Raw genomic sequence first — 21,607 nt, 5'->3', positions numbered from 1 at the left:
TCAGATTGAGAAAGCCTTTGTCTTACAGGAAAACAGATTATTTTTTGAAATGAGGTGAAATTATGAAAGGAGATACCATTGCAGCTATTGCAACAGCCATGACAAATGCAGGTATTGGTATTGTGCGGATCAGCGGTGAAGAATCTTTTCAGATTGCAGACAGAATTTATCGTTCCGTAAATGGCAGAAAGAAGTTGTCACAGGCAGACAGCCATACGGTTCACTATGGTTATATTTATGATGATGAAAAACTGGTGGATGAAGTGATGGTATTAATCTTCAAAGCTCCTGCTTCCTATACCATGGAAGATACGGTGGAAATTACCTGCCATGGGGGAACCCTTGTGATGAAGCGGATTCTGGAAACAGTGATAAAGTATGGTGCAAGACCTGCAGAACCAGGGGAGTTTACAAAAAGGGCTTTTTTAAACGGCAGGATTGATTTGTCTCAGGCAGAATCTGTCATTGACCTGATTAATGCACGGAATGATTTTGCGCTGGAATCCTCCATTTCTCAGCTTCGGGGTAGTCTGAAGGAAAAAATACAGCGTATCCGTCAGACTATTCTCCATGAAATTGCTTTTATTGAATCAGCTCTGGATGATCCGGAACATATTTCTGTTGATGGATATGGAGAGCAGTTATATAAAATAGTTGTTCAGATGCAGGAGCAGTTAAGGGAACTGCTTCTTACTTATGATAACGGAGTTCTTCTGAAAGAAGGAATTAATACGGTAATTGCAGGAAAACCTAATGCAGGAAAATCTTCTCTGATGAATGTTCTTGTTGGAAAAGATCGTGCCATTGTGACAGATATTGCAGGAACCACCCGTGATATTCTGGAAGAACAGATTAATCTGGATGGGATTATTTTGAATGTGACAGATACGGCAGGAGTCCGTGAAACTCAGGATATTGTGGAAAAAATCGGCGTTGACAGAACAAAAGAACACTTATTAAATGCAGATTTAATTATATATGTAGTAGATTCTTCCACTGATTTTGATGAAAATGACAGGGAAATTCTGTCTTTTCTCAGGGAAAAGAGGGCGATTATTCTTTTAAACAAATCGGATTTGCCTCAGAATATCTCAGAACAGGAGCTGTATGGAATTTTGCAGGGTGAAAAATTAAATCATCCTATAATTTCTGTATCAACAAAGGAAAAGAAAGGAATTGAAAAGTTAGAAGATAAAATTAAAGAGATGTTCTTTACAGGAGATATTTCTTTTAACAATGAAATATTCATAACAAATGTACGGCAGAAATCTTCTCTGCAGTCTGCATTTGACAGCCTTTCCATGGTGGGAAAAAGCATTGAGGACGGGATGCCGGAGGATTTTTATTCCATAGATCTGATGAATGCTTATGAAGAGCTGGGGACTATCACAGGAGAAACAGCAGGAGAGGATCTGATTAATGAGATTTTTTCCAGTTTCTGTATGGGAAAATAAAGTTAATTTTGAAAGGAGAATTTTATGCCTTATATTACGGAAGAATATGATGTCTGCGTGGTTGGAGCAGGACATGCAGGCTGTGAAGCAGCTCTTGCCTGTGCCAGACTTGGGATGGAAACGATTCTGTTTACGGTCAGCGTGGAGAGTATTGCACTTATGCCCTGTAATCCAAATATCGGCGGAAGTTCAAAGGGACATCTGGTAAGGGAAATTGATGCTCTGGGAGGGCAGATGGGTATCAATATAGATAAAACTTTTATTCAGTCAAAAATGCTGAATGTTTCCAAAGGGCCGGCAGTTCATTCTCTTCGTGCTCAGGCAGATAAAGCCAGATACAGTGCCCTTATGCGGGCTACTCTGGAAAATACAGATCATCTTACCATCCGTCAGGCAGAAGTGACCGAGCTGATAGTGGAAGAGGGAACGGTGAAAGGTGTGAAAACTTTTTCCGGTGCTTCTTATAACAGTAAGGCTGTGATACTCTGTACCGGAACTTATCTGAAAGCCAGATGCCTTTATGGCGATGTGGTAAATCATACGGGACCCAACGGCCTTCAGGCTGCCGGTTATCTTTCGGAATCTTTGCAGAAAAACGGCATAGAGCTGTTTCGCTTTAAAACGGGAACCCCGGCCAGAATAGACAGAAGATCTGTGGATTTCAGTAAAATGCAGGAACAGAAAGGGGATGAACAGGTTGTTCCTTTTTCTTTTACCACCAGTCCGGAGGAGGTACAGATTGATCAGGTTTCCTGCTGGCTGACTTATACCAATGAGGAGACCCATGAAATTATCCGGGATAATCTGGACCGTTCTCCTCTATATTCCGGCATGATTGAAGGAACAGGCCCAAGGTACTGTCCTTCCATTGAAGATAAAGTGGTAAAATTTGCGGACAAAGAGCGACATCAGGTTTTTATTGAGCCGGAGGGACTCTATACTAATGAAATGTATGTGGGCGGCATGTCCAGCTCACTTCCGGAAGATGTTCAGTACAGAATGTACCGCAGTGTGACAGGGCTGGAACATGTCAAAATTGTACGGAATGCCTATGCCATTGAGTACGACTGTATCAATCCCAGACAGCTTTTTCCTTCACTGGAATTTAAAAATATAAAAGGGCTTTTTTCAGGGGGGCAGTTTAACGGAAGTTCCGGTTATGAGGAAGCGGCAGCACAGGGCCTGGTGGCCGGAATTAATGGAGCAAGATTCTGTATGGGCAAAGAGCCTCTGATTCTGGACCGTGCTTCTTCCTATATTGGAGTGCTGATTGATGATCTTGTGACGAAAGATAATCGTGAACCTTACCGGATGATGACTTCCAGGGCGGAATACCGTCTGTTGCTGCGTCAGGATAATGCAGATTTGCGCCTTACTCCCATTGGGTTTCAGTATGGGTTGATAAGTCAGGAAAGATATGACCGGGTTGTGGAAAAGCAGCGTCTGATTGAGCAGGAAGTGGAGCGCGTCCATCATGTGAATCTGGGAGCAGGAGCAGCAGTTCAGAAACTTCTGGAAAAGCATGGCAGTACCCCCTTAAAGACAGGAACCACCCTTGCGGAATTGATACGCCGGCCGGAACTTTCCTATGAAGTTCTGGCAGAACTTGATGAGGAACGTCCGGTTCTGGCAGCAGATGTGGTGGAACAGGTAAATATCAATATCAAGTATGACGGATATATCAGAAGACAGTTAAAGCAGGTAAAGGAGTTCAAAAGGCTGGAAAAAAAGAAGCTGCCGGAAAATTTTGATTATAATCAGATTAAGAGTCTCAGAATTGAGGCAAAACAGAAGCTGAATCTATACCAGCCGGTAAATGTGGGACAGGCATCCAGAATATCCGGTGTGTCACCGGCAGATATATCTGTATTGCTGGTTTATCTGGAACAGATGTACCGCAGAAAGGAAGAAACAGATGTCATATCAACTGGAAAAGTTTAAACTTGGTCTGGAACAACTGAAAATTCCATATTCAGATGAAAAAATAAATCAGTATTTAATTTATTATGAAATGCTGACAGAGAAAAATAAGGTAATGAATCTCACTGCCATTACAGAATTTGAAGATGTGGTGGAAAAGCATTTTCTGGATTCTCTCAGCCTGATAAAATGTGTGGATTTAAACAGGAAAATGCAGGTTCTGGATTTGGGCACCGGCGCAGGATTTCCTGGAATTCCTCTTAAGATAGCATTTCCTGAGTTGGAAATTGTGCTGATGGATTCTTTAAATAAGCGTGTGCTCTTTTTACAGGAAGTTATATCAGAATTAAATTTATCCGGAATTACTGCGGTTCATGGGAGAGCAGAAGAAATGGCTGTAAAAAAAGAATATCGGGAACAGTTTGATTTGTGTGTTTCCAGAGCAGTGGCAAATTTGTCTTCCCTGAGTGAATACTGTCTTCCATTTGTCAGGGTCGGAGGGAATTTTGTTTCCTATAAATCAGGAGAGGTGGAGGAAGAAGTAAAGCAGGCCGGAAAGGCAATTTCAGTTTTGGGCGGAAAAATGGTAAAAGTACAAAAATTTGTTTTGCCTCAGACAGATGTTTCCAGATCTTTTGTTCTGATTGAAAAGAAAAAAAGGACACCGAAATCATATCCGAGAAAAGCAGGAACTCCTTCCAGAACACCCATTCAATGATATAAAAAACTGCAGGAAAAGAATTATCTTTTTCTGCAGTTTTTTCTTTTTTTATTTTGCGGGATTCAGATATAAATTCAAAAGTTCGATCAGCTTTTCCGGAACCTCCAACTGAGGAAGATATTTCGACTCTGATACGAAAGAGAATTCAATGGAAGGATTATAGGAAACGTAGGAATTGATGATGGGTTCGCTATGATCGTTACCTTTGCTTCCAATCAGGAAAATACTGTTGTTTATTTTTTTCAGAGCATGAACAATATTGATATTGGTGTAATTCGATTTGATACTGGACAGCAGGTATTTACCATAACTGTTTGCAGTATGTGCACTTTCGTAATAAGTATCTGTCAGACGGCCAGGAACCAGATGACTTTTATAATAATAATCATGATAAAACATTTTATCAATATTTTTCTTTGAAAATGCCAGATTGTAAATCATAGTACCAAAAACAGGAAGATCTATCAGGAATTTCAGCGCATTTTTTCTTTTATTGGGTGTTTTGTTCAGGCTCACCAGGTTTGCAGGATTGATGATAATCATTCGGTTAAAATATTCCGGCTCCATATTGCAGGCCATAAGGACAAAAGAAACAGATTCTCCGGTGGCAATAATATCCGGTTTGGAACCAATTACATTTTTAATAAAATCGGTGATTAGCTGAACAAACAGATAGTTGCTGTAAGTCATATTGGGTTTATCGCTTCTGCCGCATCCCAGTAAATCCAGACAGTAAACAGTATGGTGTTTTGCCAGATGTTTTGAAATTTTATCCCATTCGCAGGAAGAAGAAGCAGGATTCAGGTCATGTATCAGAAGTAAAGGACTTCCTTTTCCCTGTTTGGTATAAAAAATATTTCCATATCTCCAGTTAAAAAAATTTCCTTTATCTGTTTTCAGTAAGTTGTTGGCTGTGGATGAAATGCTGATTGCCTTGTTGATGCCGTAAATGCTGATACCTGTGATGGAACTTAAAAGTAAAAGATTACGAATCTGTTTTTTCATGATAGCCGCCTCCTTTATCTTCTTTCTGTTTTTCTTATATTATAGACGAAATGGTGCTGATATACAAGTAAAAACATGCTTTAAATAAGTAATTGCCGGAGGATTAAGTTTCTGCAAAAATGTGCAAATAATGACAAAATATTTAAAATACATCTTTTCATTTTTTTGAATTTATATTAAAATAAATATGATTATCGTTAATTTATTTTTCAGTTATGTGACTATTCTGAATCTCTCAGTGAAAGTATCAGAATACAAACATATGTTCTAAAGGCAAGGTTATGATAGTAGTATATTTAGAAAATTTACATCATCAGATGTACGAGGAAAAATTAAATCTGGAAAGAGAGTACCAGAAAAAAGACATTCTTATTAAAGACAATATTAAATTTGTTCAGGCGTTGGTAAATACTCTGGATGAAAATTTTGAATCTTTTTCTCCAAGAGAAGTAGACCAGGAGAATCATTTAAAGATTGAGGCTTTACAGGAAGAGCAGGAAAGATTAAAGACAGAAGCAGATGGACTGAAAGAAAAAATAGCAGATTTGGATCATTCTCTGACGGAGCTGGAAACTGCTTTAAAGGCTGCCCGTGAGAGTAAAAATTCTTATTCGGAAGAGGAAGATCTGCAGGAAAAGTATAAGGTTTATAAACAGAAAATCCTGGAAATACAGGAAACAGAACAGCAGCATATTGCGAAAAATCTTCATGATAGTGTACTTCAGAATCTTACAAATACGATTCATAAAATTGAAATCTGTTCCAAAATAATGGATGTAGATACGGTCCGTTGTCGTCTGGAATTTCAGGCAATTTTAAAAAGTGTCCGTGATATCATTCAGAATGTAAGAGGTGTAATTCATGAATTACATCCTGTGTATATGGATGAAATCGGACTGGACGCTGCAATGAAAAAGGAAGTTTCCAGACTTCGTAAAAGTGAAATTTTGAATGTTTCATATGAAACATTGGGTGAATCCATAGAGCTTTCTCCAATTGTGTCCCTGGGTATTTTACGAATTGTGAGTGAAGCATGTGACAATATTTTGGAACATGCCAGAGCAAAGCACGTATTTATACGGGTAAAATACCTGGAAGAAAAAGTTGTGATTGAGATTAAGGACGATGGAGTTGGGTTCACTATAAATAATATTCAAAATTTAGAAATGAATGATGGTTCAGAATTTGGTATTTTCATGATGAGAGAACGTGCATATCTCCTGTCGGGAAAATTGGAAATTATTTCTGATCCAGGAAAGGGGACAAAAGTTATTGCTGAATTACCAATTAGATAAGGAGGAGGTGCAAATATGCCAGCAAAAATTGTGATTGTAGATGATCATTCTATTGTCAGAGAAGGGTTGAAACAATTACTTGAATTGGATGGTGATGTAGAAGTAATTGGTGAAGCGAGTGATGGAGTTGAATGTTTGAATCTTCTGAAGAAGATAGTTCCGCAGGTATTGTTGTTGGATATTAATATGCCAAATATGAATGGATTGGAGGTTTTGGAAAGGTTAAAAGAAAATAATGTGGATGTAAAAGTTGTAATATTGACAGTGCATAATGAAATAGAATTTTTATTGAAAGCAGTGGAAATGGGAATTGACGGTTATTTATTGAAAGAGTCTGATTCTGCTGAGTTGAAAAAGGCAATTTTCCATGTGATTGAAGGAGAAACCTATATACAACCGAGTATGATACCTTTACTTAATTCAAAAATGGTAGAAAGGAATGTTGATAAAGAAAAGATTGCTTTGCTGACTAAACGGGAAATGGAAGTATTAAAATTATTATCGGTTGGACTTTATAATAAAGAAATAGGTGAAAAGTTAAATATAAGTGAGCGCACTGTGAAAAATCACATTTCCAGTATTTTTAAAAAAATAGAAGTGACAGATCGGACACAGGCTGCAGTTTTTTCAATTCGTAATAAGTTGATAGATATATTTTAAGCACAGTCAGTTATTATATTTTATTTTATAAATCTTTCAGGAGAATGTTTCACGTGAAACATTCTCCTTTTTTCTGTGTGAAACATAAGAATTTTTATAGTAATGAATGAAATAATCTTGCTTATAAATCGGATTCGTTACGTCAAAAAAATGTTTCACGTGAAACATTTTTTGAACGAATTGACTATGGTAATGAAAAGAAAAAGGTGCTATAATAGGATTAACATAAGAGGAAAGGAAAAAAATATGGGAAGAGTTATCGCAATAGCCAACCAAAAAGGCGGGGTAGGAAAAACCACAACAGCAATTAACTTATCATCCTGTCTTGTGGAAGAAGGTAAAAAAGTATTAACCATTGATATGGACCCTCAGGGAAATACAACCAGTGGCTTTGGCGTAGAAAAAACAGAATTGAGTAATACAGTATATGAACTTATGCTGGGAGAGTGTACCATTCGTGAAAGTATGGTGAAGACAGAAATTGATAAACTTTTTCTGATACCATCCAATGTAAATCTCGCAGGAGCAGAAATTGAATTACTGGGTATCAATGAAAAAGAGTATATCTTAAAGAATGAAGTTGACTATATAAAAGATGATTATGATTTTATTATCATTGATTGTCCTCCTTCCTTGAATATGCTTACTATCAATGCCATGACTACCGCAGATACAATTCTGGTTCCAATTCAGTGTGAATATTATGCATTGGAAGGACTGAGCCAGTTAATACACACTATTAATCTGGTACAGGAAAGATTAAATCCAAACCTTCAGATGGAAGGGGTAGTATTTACCATGTATGATGCCAGGACAAACCTGTCATTACAGGTTGTGGAAAATGTAAAAAGTAACTTAAATACTACCATTTATAAAACGATTATTCCAAGAAATATTCGATTAGCAGAAGCCCCCAGTCATGGCCTGCCGATAAATTTATATGACGCCAAATCTGCCGGTGCAGAAAGCTATCGTCTGTTAGCAAAAGAAGTGATAGAAAGAGAGGAAATATAAATGGCGGCAGCAAAAAAGAGTGGGTTGGGAAAAGGTCTGGACAGTCTTATCACAAACAAAGTCGGAACTGCAGCAACCACAGAAGCGGTCAGAGCTCCGGAACCGGATAAAGATGTAACCTTTGTAAAAATAGCAAAGATAGAACCAAACCGTGAACAACCCAGAAAAAGTTTTGATGAAGACTCCCTGTTGGAACTTTCAGAATCATTAAAACAGTATGGAATTTTACAGCCATTGCTGGTGCAGGATAAAAAAGATTATTTTGAAATTATTGCGGGTGAGAGAAGATGGAGAGCTGCAAAAATCGCAGGCTTAAAAGAAATCCCGGTTATTATTAAAAATCTGACGGAACAGGAAATGGTGGAGATTTCTCTGATTGAAAATATACAGAGAGAAAATCTGAATCCCATTGAAGAAGCTCTTGCCTATAAGAAATTGTTAAATGAGTTTCATTTAAAACAGGATGAAGTAGCAGAACGGGTATCCAAATCCAGAACAGCAGTAACCAATTCCATGCGTCTGCTGAAACTGGATGAAAGGGTACAGCAGATGGTAATTGATGATTTGATTTCAACGGGACATGCCAGAGCTCTTCTGGCAATTCCGGACAATGAAGATCAGTACAATCTTGCACAGCAGATTTTCGATGAAAAATTAAGTGTGCGGGAAACAGAGAAACTGGTGAAAAAGTTTCAGAAACAGAAATCAGAACTTCCGAAAAAGCAGGAAGATGATGGCATGTCTGTTTTTTATGAAGATATGGAACAGAAGCTGAAAGCTATTATGGGTACAAAAGTAGCTATTCATTATAAGAACAAAGATAAAGGAAAAATTGAAATCGAATATTATTCCAACAATGAACTGGAAAGAATTCTGGAATTATTTCAGTCAATTCATCAGATAGATACATAATAAACATACGTTCTTGAAAATAAAGATATAACAACCATATATTTATTGAAATTCATGTATTTCATAAATATGCGGAATGGAGGAAACTATGCATTCAGATTTATTAGGATTATCCTTTACAGCAGATGACTTTTTGCTGACATTTGCAATAATGTCCGGGGTCATGTTAATCCTGTTTATTTTATTGATTGTCAATATTATAAAAACAGGAAGACTCAGGAAAAAATATGAAGCATTTATGATGGGAAAAAATGCGGAATCATTGGAAGATACTCTGGTGAAACGGATTCAGCAAGTGGACGAGCTTTTGACTTATGAGGCAGAAAACAGAGAAAACATTCAGAAGATTTTCGACAGCCTGAAATTTACGTTCCAAAAGGTTGGAATGGTAAAATACGATGCTTTTCATGAAATGGGCGGAAAATTAAGTTTTTCCCTGGCATTACTTGATCAGAAAAATGATGGATTTATTATCAATGCAATGCACAGCAGGGAAGGATGTTATACTTATATCAAAGAAATCGTTAATGGTAATTCCATTATTGTACTTGCGGACGAAGAAAAAGAGGCACTGGATATTGCAATGGGGTTAAAGAAATTAACTGCACCGGTAGAAGATTAGGGAGTATAGCTCTTTTCAGTCCGAACCGATGCCCTGGGTGGATAAAAACCCAGGGCGGAATTATATAAGAGGTACAATATGAGAGAATATCAGGTATCGGAATTAATGGGAAATGAAGTGCTGGCGAAGAATGTATGTCTGGAAAATGGAAAGGTGATTCTCGAAGCCGGAACCGTTTTGAAAGCATGTTATAAAGAGGCTTTGACTGCTTTAAATATACGGACGGTATTTGTAAATGACCCCTTTGAAAAATACGAGAAGGCAAATTTCTATTTTGACAAAAATATGTTCCTGAAATTTGAAAATGACCTGAGAGAAATATTGTCTCATCATATTTACCGAAAAGGCAACAGTTTGAGAAAACTGGAGAGCCTTGGAAAAGATATTGTAACAGTTTTTGAAAAGACAAAAGAAAAACGTGCGTTGGACGTGTGGAACCGTACGCCTGATTTGTATGAACATACCATGTTTATTACAATTATGGTTATGATACTTGGTAAAGAATATGGATTTTCCAGAAAGAGAATGGAAGATGCAGTTATGGGATGCCTTCTTCATGATCTGGGATATCAGTATCTGAATGTAGATTATCGGAAATGTTCTTATCAGCTTATGAATCAGGAAGAAATACATGGGATGAAAAAACATACTATTTTGGGATATACAGCTCTTCAGGAGGAAGAATGGGTTCCTGAGATTTCAAAAATGATGGTACTTTCTCATCACGAACGGCTGGATGGAAGCGGCTATCCGCTGAAACAGAAAAACAGTCAGAAAGAATGCCGGATGATACAGATCTGTGATGCTTTTGACTGCGCGGTATCCGGAGTAGAGAGTACCAGAAAATCTGTCTATCAGGCTTTTGAAATTATTTCAGATCATCAGAAATTTGAAAACCGTATGGAAAAAATACTGAAAAGAAAAATAGGTATTTATCCTGCAGGTACTTTTGTGAGAACCGAGAATGGAAAGAATGCTGTGGTAATATCTCAGACAGAAAATTCTCAGGCGCCTGTTGTTTTATACACGGGTGAGCTGGAACAGAGTAAAATTGTGACAGAAAATCTCAATACGAAAGAAGCGCCGAAAATTATAACCTCTGTATAGCTGAAAGAAATGAACAGAACAGATTGGGATTTTATGGGTTTTTAAATAATTTTCAGCAGAAGTAAACAAAAAAAATTGCAAAATTTTATTTTATATTATATAATGAAAAAAAGAAGCATTTAGATTCCAGAAAGTGAAATTTGTTTTTATCCCAGGAGGGAGGGGAAAAACTTGCATAGTTATTTGAGAAGTATCGGATTCAAGAATTTAAAAAATAAAAGTGAACTCGATTTGTTAATCGGAGAGATTATAGAACATCCGGATCAGAAGATTGTGACAGAGGATGAGGAAGGAAATGTTTTTGCAGAGTTAAGCAGAGAATTTGGAGAATTTACAGGAATTGCAGTTCGAGGATTTTATGTGGAGGACAAATTTCATGCAGAATACTATTATCCCTATTTTAAAGGAAGCGGAATCAGTACAGAAGAGAGAGTGGAAATTGAAAAGCGTTCTGACCGTGAGGCTTATGCAGGTGTCTGCGATGAAATGAGAATTGGTGTAACTCTGATATTTTATCTGCAGAATGCAGTGGAATATCTCCAGGAATGCCGGACGAAAAATGCAAGAAGAATGCCTGTAAATACTACCATTTCCGCTTTGTCTACCGGTGGAAAAATTATCCTTCCTGTGTATAAAAATGAAAATCAGATTAAAAGCGGTGAAAAATATACCAATAACAGGAATCATCTGATGGCGGCTGCAAGGGAAGGCGATGAGGAAGCCATGGAAAGCCTGACTCTGGAAGACATAGACACTTATTCCATGATTTCCAGGCGGGTTATGACGGAGGATATTCTCTCTATTGTAGATACTTATTTTATGCCTTACGGAATTGAGAGCGATCAGTACAGTATTATGGGAGAAATTCTTGATTTCTATACAGCAGAAAATAAGGAGACAAAGGAAAAATCTTATGTTCTGACTCTGAACAGTAATCATCTGGTATTTGACGTCTGTGTGAATCAGGAAGATTTAATGGGTGAACCTGCAGTGGGCCGGAGATTTAAAGGTACTATCTGGATGCAGGGGAAGGTGCATTATCAGATGTAAAAAGTTATTGACAAAACAGTTGGAAACTATTAAAATATAATAGATTCTGTAATTGTCGCTATAGCTCAGCTGGATAGAGCGACCGCCTCCTAAGCGGTAGGCCGGAGGTTCAAATCCTCTTAGCGACGTCTATAAAAATGCCGGGAATCTGGGGTTCCAGAGTTTCCGGTATTTTACTATATCTGAGTTTACTAATCAAAATAGCGGTTCTGCTAATTGTCCGAAAAATTTTGCTGAAAATCTTGCTAATTGAAAAGGCGAGAGTTTTTAGTTCAAGACTATAACTTTGTCACATGTTGAGACGAAGTTATAGATTATCATACAGGAATATTTATTTAAAAGATATAGATAAACTTTTTTTATTAAAAAGAGAACCGGACGCATCCGATTCTCTCAAGTACGCTCCGTAGAGACGCACCGCTATTCACATTTATAGTATACAGGAAAGGCGTAAAAAATGCAAGGATTTTTACGATTTAACAAAATTTTTTAATTTGGTGAGTTTAGCATTATTATCAGTATGGATAATCTGGTTAAAAATACTTATTGGAACACTATTGCGTAATTTTTCTACTATATCTTCAAATCCCGATATAATATGTTTCATTTCTGTTTTTGATATATGAAGAAGTTTCAATTGGTAAATTACTAAAACTAAATAGTCTGTAATAGTTTCAAAAGTTAATCCCCTTACTCCAGTAGCATTGAAAATAGCATTTCCTACCTGTTTATCAATGCTTCCAGTTCGGAAACGTGTATCGAAAACTACATCGTTATGTGCTATAGCATTTCGAAAGTCTTTCGTGGCATAAATAAGACGTTGAGGCATCATGGAATTTGAATCATCAGAAGGTCGTATTCCAAGTTTTTTGGAAATATCTGCCCTGCAATTTTGATTCAAACCTGTATATGAAAGGTGGAACAGAGCTGTTTTTCGATTTATTTTTACAGAAATAATGACGGTATGATATATGTAAGGATGACAGGCAAAAGATAGAAAAGTATCAGTAAGAAGGTTTGCAAAGCAATAAATTTTGTGTTATAATACCAAAAGATTATTATGTATGCCGCACCGGCATAATTTACCATACTGTATTTGTGATTTTGAATATTTCATTTGTACGACGGAGGAAAATAAATGGAAAATGACAGTTCACGAAAGATAAAAGTACAGGCCATATCGGTTATTACCTTATTTGTATTTTTATTTGATATTTATATTATTGTCAATATGCAGAATAATTACCAGATCCTGGGGATTGCTGCAATTGTAACGTTAGTCTGTGTCAGCCTGACAATCAGCAGATGGCTGAAACTGGGAGAAAGGGAAAGCCAGCGTTCAGAAGAACAGTATGTGGATATTATGAAAGCGGAGAAGTCCACACATCTGGTTTCACAGAAAAAATTCCAGGAACTGGATGAAAAGCTGAATTTTATCGGTCAGAAAATTATGCCTCTGGAAAAGGCAAATTCTGTAAATCAGAAGAAAATTGCCAATATGCTGGAATCTCTGATGGATGGTCAGAAAAAAGTTGCTAAAATCACAATCAGCCGCAGTAAGGAAAATGCCAATGCTCTGATGAATTCCAACGACCAGTTGTTAAAACAGATGGAAGAATTTCAACAGTCCATTTATGAAATGAAGGATGAGGTTTTATCCAAACAGGATGAAATATATCAGAAGAAGATACAGAAAATGGATGATGATCAGAAGGAGTTAATAGAGAAGATTCAGCAGTCTTCCAGTCTGATAAAAGATATTATTGATGTGATACCTGAAAAAATTGACCAGATTCCTCAGTCTGTGATGGATCAGGTTTCCATCATAAAAGAAAGTTCCTATGTTGAACCGGTGCCAATGCCGGAACAGGTAATAGCGTCAGAACCGGAACCGGTTATGATTCAGGAGCCAGAACCTGTTATAATACCGGAGATGCCAGCAGAATCGGAAGCGACAGAGCCAGTAGAAATACCGGAAATGTCAGCAGAACCGGAACCGATAACAGCGGAAGAGCCAATGCCGGAATCGGTGGTAATGGAAGAGCCGGTTTCTGAGGTTGCAGTATCAGAAGAATCACAGCCGGCTGTAATACCAGAAACAGTGGAAATACCGGAACTGATAACAGCGGAAGAGCCAATGCCGGAACCGGTGGTAATGGAAGAAGCAGTTTCTGAACCAGAGCCAGTGGAAATATCAGAGCCGGAGCCAATTATGATGGAAGAACCGGCAGAAACACCGGAACCAACCCTGGAACCGGTAATAGCGTCAGAACCGGAACCGACTGTAATGGAAGAACTGATTTCAGAACCGGAACCGATGATAATGGAAGAATCAGTTTCTGAACCAGAGTCAGTAGAAATGCCAGAACCGGAACCAACCATAATGGAAGAAGCAATACCAGAACCAGTGGAAGTCCCGGAACCGATGGCAGCAGAAGAACCCATACCGGAACCAGTGGTAATGGAAGAACCGATACCAGAAGTGACAGCAGAACCGGAGTCAGTGGAGATGCCAGAACCGGAACCAATTGCAATGGAAGAGTCAATGCCGGAATTGGTGGAAATCCCTGAATCAGAGCCAATTGCGGCGGAAGAAGCGGTATCTGAATCAGTGATAACAGAAGAACCAATGCCGGAACCAATTGCAATGGAAGAACCGGCAGAAATACAGGAACCAATGATAACAGCAGAACCGGAAGCATCAGAAATGCCGGAGCCAATAGAAATGCCGGAAATCAATAATATGCTGACGCCGGAAGAAATCATGGCTTTACTGGCCAGTGCTGATGAGGAACCTGTTGAAGAGTCAGAACCCATACCGGAACCAGTCATTGAGCCAACATTAATGCCGGAGCTGAATGTTGAGCCTAAGATGATACCTGTGCCAAAACCAGGAGCATCGGCCGGTATTCTGAGACCGGAAGAAATCGCAGCTTTAATTGCAAATGCTGCAACAGAAGAATTGCCGGATACAACTGTTGGAATTATGGAAGATATAAAGCCTCCGTTACCGGATTTATCTGATCCAAACAGGGCTATGAGTCCGGAGGATATTGCAGCTTTGATAGCTAATATGTAAAAAATCTGAACCTCGCATGAAAATGCGGGGTTCCTTTTATGCGCATTCTTTGTTTTCTTACAGGAAAGATCTGTTATTAAATACTGTTTTATACGTTCTCAAATTTCTATCAAAATTCATAATTATAATGGGACACAGTATCAGATAACAGAAAGGCGGTAATAAAATTGGACAAAAGATGTGTGATTTGCGGACTTCCGGACCATTACAGAAAAATTAAATTTGATGAAAAAGGAGTTTGTAATTACTGTAATTTCTATCAGGAAAATCGGGATTTTCTGGAAGATTCGCCAGGGCTGGAAAAAATCTTTCGTGAAAAAACAGAGTATGCAAAAAAGAAAGCAAAAGAAAATGGCAGTAAATATGACTGTCTCGTGGGATTCAGCGGCGGAAAAGACAGTACATATGTGATTCATCAGTTAAAGAAAAAATATGGCATGCGGGTGTTGGCTTTTACCTTTCAGAATGGTTTTTCTACAGAATACGGAAGAAAAAATATTGAAAATGCCCTGCAGAAAATGCCTGTGGACCATATTACATTTTCCATGGATGATGAAGAGTTGAGGAAAACATACAGCCTGTGTGTAAAATTTCTCCATAATTTCTGTTCTGTCTGTTTTCATTATATGCACTATTACAGTTTTCTGCTTGCAGAGCAGTATGGAATTCCTCTGATTGTAAACGGACGAACCAGAGGCCAGATTTTACAGACAGCATTGAAAAAAAAGCATCTGGAGCCTTTTGAAACTTCCCATTCCCTTCTGGATTTTGAATATCAGATGTTCCATGGACTGGAAAAGAAACTCAGGAAAGCGGGAAAAACGGATTATCTGGATGATATTGAAGTAGAAGCCTTGTCTTATTTTGCCTATCATGATATAAAAGAAGAAGATGTTATGCGTACACTGGAAAAGAGTATCGGATGGACCAGGCCGGAAAAGAAAGCAGGAGGTCATCCTGATTGTTTTGCTCACGCCATGGCAGAGCATATGAGTATCAAGAAACGGGGAATGCCCATTCGTCAGGGAGAATTGTCCGTGGAAGTACGGAGAGGAAAAATGACGCTGGAAGAAATGGACCGGATTCTGGAACGGGATACAAAACACTATACAACGATATCGAAACAGGAAAAACGAAGATTTGAGGACAGAATACAAATAAAGGAAAAATGAAAAAAACAAGTATTTTAGTCATTGAAGATGAAAAAAAATTATTAAAAGCGCTGACAGATTTTTTTACCATCCATGAATACCAGGTCTATAAAGCAGAAAATGGACTGGAAGGGATCCGGCAGTTTAAAGCCCACAGAGAAGAGATAAGCTGTGTACTTCTGGATATTATGCTGCCTTTTATGGATGGAAACGAAGTATTAAAACAGATTCGCTTAACTTCAAATGTACCGATTATTATGCTGACAGCCAAAGAAGAAGTGGAAGACCAGCTGGAGAGTCTTTCTCATGGCGCAGATAATTACATTGTAAAACCTTATTCCCTGGCTGTGGTAAAAATGCATGTGGAAGCATTGATCAAACGGTTTCGCCAGGAAGAAGATTTTCTTATATCAGGAGATGTCCGAATAGAGGTTGGAGCACATAAGCTGTATGTAAAAGATGTATTTGTGGAAACAACACCAAAGGAATTTGAACTGATTCTTTTCTTTATGAAAAATGAAGGAGTTGTACTGACAAGGGATCATATTCTCGACAGTATATGGGGATACCATTATGTGGGAGATACCAGAACCATTGATACTATTGTAAAACAGCTCCGTAAAAAGCTGGGGAGCGTATCTTATATCCGAACTGTGTATGGAATAGGATATTGTTTTGAGGGAAAAGGCAATGAAAAGGAAACTTAATTCAGATATATTTTTAGTGCAGTGTGTATTTTTGCTTGCCATAACGGGAATCAGTATTCTGCTGTATACAATTTTTATGCCTGTTTATTATGAATATGTCAAAGATAAACAGATTATACAGGCATACAGTGATATTGGAGAAATAGATCTGGCGGAGCTGGAAGAAAAAGATTATGTAATGTTTGCAAATTATGAAAATGAGAATCTGAGTTTTTATATTGCAGACGAAGATATGAATCCTGTTTATGTTACGAAAAATAGTGACAGTGAAAAACATGCTATTACTCGAAATATAGTCAGAAAACTGGACGCCTTTTCCAGAAAACCGGAAATTATCCGAAGCAATGGAAAATTGCTGGAAACAGCCAAATATCGGGGAATCATGAATCAGAGTGAGAAAGATTATTATATCGTGATTAAAGATATTGCCGCAGGCAGAAAAAGTATTACCATGGCAGAAATATTTTATCTGTCCATGTTCGTTTTAATGATGATACCCGGAAGTATTTTTATGATATTTTTCTGGAAACAGCGTCTGAAATCTTTAGAGCAGCTGATTTCCGTTTCAGAACAGATAACAGATGGTAATTTTTCTGTTCAGGTACAGGAAAAGGGAAGGTATGAAGAATTCAATCAGCTGTCTGCCTGTATAAATGAAATGTCCCGGCGGCTTCAGGAACAGACGGGAAGACTGGAAGAAAATAAAAAGCAGATGCTTCACCACAATGTGCGGCAGGACCAGATGGAAAAAAGACGCAAAGATTTAATCGCCAATATTTCCCATGAGCTGAAAACACCTCTGGCAGTAATTTCCAGCCAGGCGGAAATGCTGGAATATACCCAGGATGAACGGGAATATTATATTGCTTCCATTCAGGAAGAAGTAACAAAAATGTCTGATATGGTCAGCCGCCTTCTGGATCATTCCATACTGGAACATCAGATGGAAAATATGATTCAGAAAAAATTTGATATGAAAGAAGTTATGGATTATATTATTGGAAAATACGAAGGTATGATTAAGAAGAAAAGAATCCATATGGAATCTTTTTTATCGGAAAAATGCTATGTGGAAGGTGACCGGGAATATATTGAACAGATTGTCAGCAATTATATGTCAAATGCACTGGAACACACAGAAATCGGCGGGAATATCCGCTTAACATTAAAAAATCAGGATCATACGGTTCGTGTAAGCGTTTATAATGAGGGAAGGCCCATTCCGAAAGAAGATATGGAACATATCTGGAGTGGTTTTTATCGGAACAGAAAAGAACCCAGATATGAAAAAAATGGATTTGCCCATGCCGGGCTGGGGCTGTATATTGTCCAGAGTGTGGTTACCATGCACAATGGAAATTATGGTGTGGATAATCTTGCATCCGGGGTGGAATTCTGGTTTACACTTCCGGAAGCCTCTGACATGGTGGAATGATATACTGCTTTGCGCATATAATATTAAGAAAATTCGGAGTGTATTTCTGTGAAACGAAAAAAAAGTATGAAACAGAAGATTGCAGAAACAGCATACAAAAAACCGGCCCTTGCCAAAAAAATCACCATTATGGAGAAATCCATGAAAGAAGTGAGCAAGATTTTAAATGATGGAAAATAAGCATGAAATCAGAGAACGAATCCCCCGACCGTGCCGCGGACACAGTTGAGGGATTCTTCTTTTTGTCTGTACCGGAAAAGCTCCTGCCAGGATAAATGAAGCCGGAATTGTTTGGTTTAACTGTTATAAACTCCTCTTTTCAGTTTTTCCCAGTATTCATTTCCCTGCATATAAGAAAAGGATTCATCTGTGAACGATTCCAGCAGTTTTTGTTTTAATCCAGTTGAAAATTCAGAGCCAACAGTTTTCAGTGTCATATGTTGATAAAGTCTGGATTTCGCAAAATCACCGATTGTCTCAATATTTTCCAAAATATCCTGCATAAGCTGTGCTGTCCATGCAACGTCCTTTTCCCATGCGGCAACTTCCAATCCGAAACAAACCTCATTATATTTTCCCATTTCAAAGGTGGACGCAGCAGAAGAAGAAACCTCAGCAAGTTTTTTTGCCATCTCATGATTGTTATCTTCCATATAAAGCATACGCAAACCATTTAATGTCATTTGAATGTGCTGATACCCGGTAAAAATTAATTCTTCGTATTCACGGCAGGCTTCCATCTTTTTTCCTGTTTTACTGTTCACGAGTGCTTTCCTGCGTTTTCGTTCCGGATTTTCCGAAGAGAAATAATCCAGATATTGATTTGCCTTTTCATAATCCTCTTTTCGAAAATACCCATGAAACAGCGAATCCGCCGCCTGGTTATGAATTTGTTCATTTTTTGAGTGCAAACACCTCTCGAACCATCCGAATATGGTATCATCGTAATTTTCTTTATTCGGAAGGTTCATTGTAATTCGGTTCGCATCAAGGATGACTGCTGCCTGCCAGATTAGTTTTTCACAGTTTGGATATTCCTGAATTTTTTCTTTTACAGAAATAAACACTTCATGGAAGCTCTTATTCTCCAGGTCTTTTTGCACATTTGACAGATATTGGTTAATTTCTTCATCTGTTAATTCATCCTTAAAGGATAAGAGTTCGTCTGTGGTAATATCAAGCAGCCGCGCAATAGGTGCAAGTAAAGTGATATCAGGCAGTGTGTTACCTCTTTCCCATTTGTTGACCGCAGGGGTAGTTATGCCAAGCCAGGCGGCCATTTCCTCCTGTGTCATTCCTTTATTTTTTCTGTATTTTCTGATGACATCTCCTATTGCCATGTTTCACTGTCTCCTTCACAATTTTCTGAATCAATCCTATGGATAGTATAGCTGATGGGAATTCAAAAAACAATTGAATGTGAGTTAAAGGGCAGGAACTATTTTTTACTGTTGCTTAACTTTATGCCATAATTTTCGTTTTTAATAACAGTGTATGGCGAGGAAAAAAGAACAGGAACTGTTCATAGATGAGATGGAAGAAATTATCTGCATATGATACAATGCCACCAGGCAAAGAGATATGAGTATAACATGAATCAAAGAATGAATCCCTCAACCGTGATACGACCATAGTTGAGGGATTCTTCTTTCGTTGGTATATAATATACATCCCTTTGGTATAAAAGCAGAGGTAAAGAATACCGGAAAATCCATCAGGGGAATTACGCCACTGCCAGGACTTTATTGAGTTACTGGCCAGACTGGAGCCATCCCCTACAAGCGGTTCATTAAATCATGGACAAACAGCCTGACGTAATCTTGTTTGAGTTCTCGGAAAGGTTCATTGACACGCAGGAAAGTTATTTAATAGCTTTTCCAATATGTTTGTCCAATCTCCATTCAGGTGCAGTACCGTCATCTGCCCAATATTCGTCAACTGCTACAATTTTGTCATTAATAACCTTAAGGAAAGATGTAACGTGAAATGACAGAGTTTTATCTTTGGAATACACATGAGTTACTGTAATAAATAAATCATTTATTTTTTCAATTCTTTCCACTTCACCGTCCCAGTCACCGGGATATTCGCAATTTGCAATAATAAATTCATTTACGTTAAAATGCTCATTCGTGCAATGCCAGTTTATATAAGCGTTTTCATCAAAATAATCTTTGATAGCATCTGCATTTTGCTCTAAAACATTTTTCCAAAATTTGTATATATCCATAAATCCTCGTCTTTCTTAAATACTGATTTGCCGTTACGCTTCGTCTGGCACATTGGTATGATATCTGCGAGATTCCATGCAGAAAAGACAAAAATGAAGTCTTCGTTTGAGGCAAGATTTGATCAGGCATACTGTAGCAGGCACATAATTAAATATGGAATTTTCCAAACACTATGAATAAATACGTTTGACCATATAATGTCGCTCCCATGTGCAAATTTACAAAGCCACGCATTCCGCTCTTTCTCAATCTTTGCCGGACCATTCCTTCTCACGTTCCCTGTCCAACAGGAAATATTTATAATCATATCTTTCACTATGTACATGCCTTTTCTGGCATTCTTGAAAATGCAGATATTGCGGTGCTTCCGGCAGAACCTCATACGCGATCCGTTCTTTCTCCAATTCATTTATTGCCAACAATGTATCCTGTAAATATGCCTTAACATACACATCTTTTCCCAACGTGAGCCGCTGCCGCATCTCCATTGCCCCCATACGCATATGTTTGCTTGCAACTACTATTTGTCTGGGTGTCAGTTTCTGTGTATTTATCACTATCTGATATTGTTTCCCTCCCTCACAATTACAGGGAATAACAGGATATACAATACTGCCGTCTGCAAAGCATTTCTCACACGATGCCGGCGCAGGACTCCGATGAGCAGATAGTGTATAAGGATGTCTTTGCAGGAAATTGTAAAGTACTTCGGAAGAGTCCTCTGGATTTTCCACATCTGGCAGAATGATTCTTTGTCCAAGCTCTTTTGCAAGCCTCCGTGCAAGTTCATATTGATCAGACAAAATCGGCAGAAGTGTATATGAGTCACTGCACATATCAAGCTGCACAAAATACACTCCAGCCGACTGCCATTTTACATTCAGGACTGTGCACCATTCTTCTATAGATTCTTCCTCATCAAACCATGCTGTGCGAAATGTAAGTTTATATTTGCGCTTTCCTGCCAAACCTTTTACAAAATACGCAAAATTCTCCAGTTCACACTTCCAGTCCAACATGGCTGCAATATTGTACCTGACCAGACACTCTGCCAAAATGAGCCATTGTATACATCCATAGTCCTCCTCAGCGATCACTCCGCCAGGGCAGCCTAATGTTTCATATTCCTGTTGATGCTCTTTACAGTACTTTTCCGTGTCCGCGACACAAGTTTCCAATTCTTTCCTTACTGTAGAGTGCCCCATTGACAACAACTCCGCAAGCTGCAAAATATAATTATTCAT

Annotated in this window: 20 protein-coding genes and 1 tRNA gene; 16 read left to right on the top strand and 5 right to left on the bottom strand. The window is 38.2% G+C overall.

The annotated features are described in order from the left end of the window. The first annotated feature begins 62 nt into the window (after window positions 1-62). From mnmE to rsmG, 3 genes are read left to right on the top strand one after another with little or no spacing between them, the layout of a single operon-like run. The gene (mnmE, locus tag C805_RS23390; protein WP_016216521.1) at window positions 63-1,454 is read left to right on the top strand and encodes a tRNA uridine-5-carboxymethylaminomethyl(34) synthesis GTPase MnmE; all 1,392 of its coding nucleotides are present in this window, start codon (window positions 63-65) and stop codon (window positions 1,452-1,454) included. A 24-nt stretch (window positions 1,455-1,478) separates the two neighbouring features. Next, window positions 1,479-3,395 (top strand): tRNA uridine-5-carboxymethylaminomethyl(34) synthesis enzyme MnmG, encoded by a 1,917-nt coding sequence (gene mnmG, locus C805_RS23385; RefSeq protein ID WP_016216520.1) that lies wholly within the window; start codon window positions 1,479-1,481, stop codon window positions 3,393-3,395. Beyond that, on the top strand, window positions 3,370-4,092 hold the full coding sequence (gene rsmG, locus C805_RS23380; RefSeq protein ID WP_016216519.1) for a 16S rRNA (guanine(527)-N(7))-methyltransferase RsmG: 723 nt from the start codon (window positions 3,370-3,372) through the stop codon (window positions 4,090-4,092). Before mnmG ends, rsmG begins: the two co-directional genes overlap by 26 nt. 51 nt (window positions 4,093-4,143) lie before the next feature. Here the strand turns inward: rsmG and C805_RS23375 are convergent, their stop codons facing one another. Next, window positions 4,144-5,100, bottom strand: a complete 957-nt coding sequence (locus C805_RS23375) for an alpha/beta fold hydrolase (RefSeq protein ID WP_016216518.1) — start codon at window positions 5,098-5,100, stop codon at window positions 4,144-4,146. A 281-nt stretch (window positions 5,101-5,381) separates the two neighbouring features. Here C805_RS23375 and C805_RS23370 point away from each other — a divergent pair, with 281 nt between their 5' ends. The 8 genes from C805_RS23370 to C805_RS23335 all read left to right on the top strand — a co-directional run bounded on the left by C805_RS23370 (window position 5,382) and on the right by C805_RS23335 (window position 11,888). Next, a complete protein-coding gene (locus tag C805_RS23370) occupies window positions 5,382-6,395 on the top strand; it encodes a sensor histidine kinase (protein ID WP_016216517.1) in 1,014 nt (337 codons plus the stop codon). Window positions 6,396-6,410: 15 nt separating this feature from the next. Next, window positions 6,411-7,055, top strand: coding sequence for a response regulator (locus C805_RS23365; protein WP_016216516.1), 645 nt, complete (start codon window positions 6,411-6,413; stop codon window positions 7,053-7,055). A 246-nt stretch (window positions 7,056-7,301) separates the two neighbouring features. Then, window positions 7,302-8,069: a ParA family protein gene (locus C805_RS23360; RefSeq protein ID WP_016216515.1), complete on the top strand. Its 768-nt coding sequence runs from the start codon at window positions 7,302-7,304 to the stop codon at window positions 8,067-8,069. Beyond that, complete coding sequence (locus C805_RS23355; RefSeq protein ID WP_016216514.1) at window positions 8,070-8,981, top strand: ParB/RepB/Spo0J family partition protein; 912 nt, start codon at window positions 8,070-8,072, stop codon at window positions 8,979-8,981. Between the two features lie 88 nt (window positions 8,982-9,069). Next, window positions 9,070-9,603 carry a DUF4446 family protein gene (locus tag C805_RS23350; protein ID WP_016216513.1) on the top strand — a complete coding sequence of 178 codons (534 nt, stop codon included), beginning with the start codon at window positions 9,070-9,072 and terminating at the stop codon, window positions 9,601-9,603. A 78-nt stretch (window positions 9,604-9,681) separates the two neighbouring features. Further along, window positions 9,682-10,710, top strand: coding sequence for an HD-GYP domain-containing protein (locus C805_RS23345; RefSeq protein ID WP_016216512.1), 1,029 nt, complete (start codon window positions 9,682-9,684; stop codon window positions 10,708-10,710). A 171-nt stretch (window positions 10,711-10,881) separates the two neighbouring features. Beyond that, complete coding sequence (locus C805_RS23340; protein WP_016216511.1) at window positions 10,882-11,760, top strand: DUF3881 family protein; 879 nt, start codon at window positions 10,882-10,884, stop codon at window positions 11,758-11,760. Between the two features lie 54 nt (window positions 11,761-11,814). Further along, window positions 11,815-11,888 (top strand) — tRNA-Arg (locus tag C805_RS23335). Window positions 11,889-12,229: 341 nt separating this feature from the next. Here C805_RS23335 and C805_RS0106865 read toward each other — a convergent pair. Beyond that, on the bottom strand, window positions 12,230-12,592 hold the full coding sequence (locus tag C805_RS0106865; RefSeq protein ID WP_051135853.1) for a hypothetical protein: 363 nt from the start codon (window positions 12,590-12,592) through the stop codon (window positions 12,230-12,232). A gap of 306 nt (window positions 12,593-12,898) precedes the next feature. Between C805_RS0106865 and C805_RS26575 the strand changes: the two genes are divergently transcribed. The 5 genes from C805_RS26575 (at window position 12,899) to C805_RS27390 (ending at window position 18,312) form a co-directional block, all read left to right on the top strand. Further along, a complete protein-coding gene (locus tag C805_RS26575; RefSeq protein ID WP_016216510.1) occupies window positions 12,899-14,839 on the top strand; it encodes a hypothetical protein in 1,941 nt (646 codons plus the stop codon). Window positions 14,840-15,006: 167 nt separating this feature from the next. Then, the gene (locus C805_RS25550) at window positions 15,007-16,011 is read left to right on the top strand and encodes an adenine nucleotide alpha hydrolase family protein (protein WP_016216509.1); all 1,005 of its coding nucleotides are present in this window, start codon (window positions 15,007-15,009) and stop codon (window positions 16,009-16,011) included. After that, on the top strand, window positions 16,008-16,697 hold the full coding sequence (locus tag C805_RS23320) for a response regulator transcription factor (protein WP_016216508.1): 690 nt from the start codon (window positions 16,008-16,010) through the stop codon (window positions 16,695-16,697). The genes C805_RS25550 and C805_RS23320 overlap by 4 nt, the downstream gene beginning before the upstream one ends. Beyond that, window positions 16,681-18,132: a sensor histidine kinase gene (locus tag C805_RS23315; protein WP_016216507.1), complete on the top strand. Its 1,452-nt coding sequence runs from the start codon at window positions 16,681-16,683 to the stop codon at window positions 18,130-18,132. Before C805_RS23320 ends, C805_RS23315 begins: the two co-directional genes overlap by 17 nt. Before the next feature lie 48 nt (window positions 18,133-18,180). After that, on the top strand, window positions 18,181-18,312 hold the full coding sequence (locus C805_RS27390) for a hypothetical protein (RefSeq protein WP_016216506.1): 132 nt from the start codon (window positions 18,181-18,183) through the stop codon (window positions 18,310-18,312). Between the two features lie 116 nt (window positions 18,313-18,428). Here the strand turns inward: C805_RS27390 and C805_RS26090 are convergent, their stop codons facing one another. From C805_RS26090 to C805_RS23300, 3 genes are all read right to left on the bottom strand, one after another. Further along, window positions 18,429-19,472, bottom strand: a complete 1,044-nt coding sequence (locus C805_RS26090) for a helix-turn-helix domain-containing protein (RefSeq protein ID WP_016216505.1) — start codon at window positions 19,470-19,472, stop codon at window positions 18,429-18,431. Window positions 19,473-19,993: 521 nt separating this feature from the next. Beyond that, the gene (locus tag C805_RS23305) at window positions 19,994-20,362 is read right to left on the bottom strand and encodes a hypothetical protein (RefSeq protein ID WP_016216504.1); all 369 of its coding nucleotides are present in this window, start codon (window positions 20,360-20,362) and stop codon (window positions 19,994-19,996) included. Between the two features lie 246 nt (window positions 20,363-20,608). Then, a complete protein-coding gene (locus C805_RS23300) occupies window positions 20,609-21,607 on the bottom strand; it encodes a DUF6630 family protein (RefSeq protein WP_155957671.1) in 999 nt (332 codons plus the stop codon).

Source organism: Eubacterium sp. 14-2 (genome assembly GCF_000403845.2).
GTDB lineage: Bacteria > Bacillota > Clostridia > Lachnospirales > Lachnospiraceae > Petralouisia.
Note: the sequence above shows the minus strand (reverse complement) of the source record. Positions and strands in the feature narration are given on the sequence as shown.